The organism is Selenomonas ruminantium subsp. ruminantium ATCC 12561, assembly GCF_000424065.1.
Lineage (GTDB): Bacteria > Bacillota > Negativicutes > Selenomonadales > Selenomonadaceae > Selenomonas_A > Selenomonas_A ruminantium.
On sequence record NZ_AUJE01000069.1, the window covers coordinates 1 to 1,663 of the forward strand.

Consider the following 1,663-nt stretch of genomic DNA (forward strand, 5'->3'; position numbering starts at 1 on the left):
GTCTGTCGGCCTTTTTTATGCGGCTAAATACAAGGTGTGTTTCTCTATTGGTGTTAAGATACCAAGGTTACGTTGCACACGCTTGTGGTTGTAATAATGAATGTATGCTTCAATCGAACGCATAAGTTCACACTTGCTGGTAAAACGTCTGCCGTAGTACATCTCCCGCTTAAGGATGCCCCAGAATCCTTCCATAGGCCCGTTGTCAATGCAGTGGGCTACGCGGGACATGCTTTGTGTCATTCCCTGTTTTTCCAGTTTGTGGTGGAAATTCCTGTTCGTATATTGAAAGCCTCTATCACTGTGGAACAGCGGATGGGCATCTGGATTGGCTTTTACCGCCTTGTCAAAGGTCTTGAATACCAACGGGTTGTCGTTATGCTCACTAATAATAAAGGATACGATTCGTCTATCGTAAAGGTCAAGAATGGCACTTAGGTACAGTTTATGCACAACAGAATCCTCATACCACTTGAATTCGGTCACATCGGTCAACCATTTCTCGTTTGGAGTATCGGCATGGAATTTGCGAGAAAGAATGTTTTCTGCGATGTATTGAGGATTCTTCGCACGTCTGGTGCAGCCGTGGCTGCGGTATTTAATGGTGGATTTAATGCTCTTCTTTCGGCATATCCTAAGGATACGCTTGTCATTTACATGAATGCCGTGGTCGTGCCGAAGGTCATCGTTTATGCGGCGATAGCCCTTGTCCGGGCGTTCATTGTGGATTTTTTCCACCAGTTCAGCAATGGTTTTGTTTTCCCGAATCCTGTCGCTGATCTTCCCGGCTGCCCATTTGTAATAGGCTGACCTCGATACATTCAGCAATCTACACAGTTCGTCAATGGGATAATCTTTTTCCTGGTGGCAATCCCGTATAGCCTTATAGGAGCGAAGACGCCTTACTTGTCCAAGAATTCCCCCCTCTCCAATTCGTTCAATTTTTTTAACAGGTCACGCTCCATCTCAGCCATATACAGCTGATGTTTCAGTTTTTTGATTTCAATCTGAGCCTTTTCCAGTTCCGTACGAGGCGTCTGGTCTTTCTTACGCCTGCCACGGCGGTCTTCCAGACCGGACTCGCCAAGTTCTATGTAACGCAAAGTCCAAGTCCGTACCTGTTGGTAGCTGACCTTGTGTTTCTTGGCCATTTCGCCATAGTTTTTATCTGAAGCCAGGCATTCCCGGACAATTTGCAGGCGTTCTTCCTGTGTGGTGTTGCGTGCTTTGCTCATGTAGCTTCCGCCTCCTGAATACTTTCTGGAGCTTAAGTCTCCATGAGCATTATACACCTTAATCCATTTCTGAAGTTGAGTCTTGGAACGAATTTTATATTTCTGGCAAATGTCAGTCTGACTGCCTTTACCGCTCAAATAATCTAGGACAGCCATCGTCTTTGTTTTTGGTGCATAAACTTTGTTGCCCTTGCCAGTATAAAATCCGTCAACACCTTCTGCTTTGTAGCGTTTAATCCACACTTGTACTGAGGCCAGGCTTACTCCTGCTGCTTTGCTAATCCTACCTTGAGTAATTTCTCCGCGCAGATAAGCTCGTACATATTCTACTTTTTCTTCTATTGCTACTTTCTGTTTGTTTGGCATAGAAAAATCCCCCTATGATGACAGTTTTATTTTTTACTGTCTCTCATAGGGGGAGCATATCA

Annotated in this window: 2 protein-coding genes; both read right to left on the reverse strand. The window is 44.9% G+C overall.

The features are described from left to right. Window positions 1-15 precede the first annotated feature (15 nt). The gene (locus G598_RS20125) at window positions 16-942 is read right to left on the reverse strand and encodes an IS3 family transposase (RefSeq protein WP_211221599.1); all 927 of its coding nucleotides are present in this window, start codon (window positions 940-942) and stop codon (window positions 16-18) included. After that, on the reverse strand, window positions 903-1,601 hold the full coding sequence (locus G598_RS20130) for a helix-turn-helix domain-containing protein (RefSeq protein ID WP_026767593.1): 699 nt from the start codon (window positions 1,599-1,601) through the stop codon (window positions 903-905). Before G598_RS20130 ends, G598_RS20125 begins: the two co-directional genes overlap by 40 nt. Window positions 1,602-1,663: the final 62 nt, after the last annotated feature.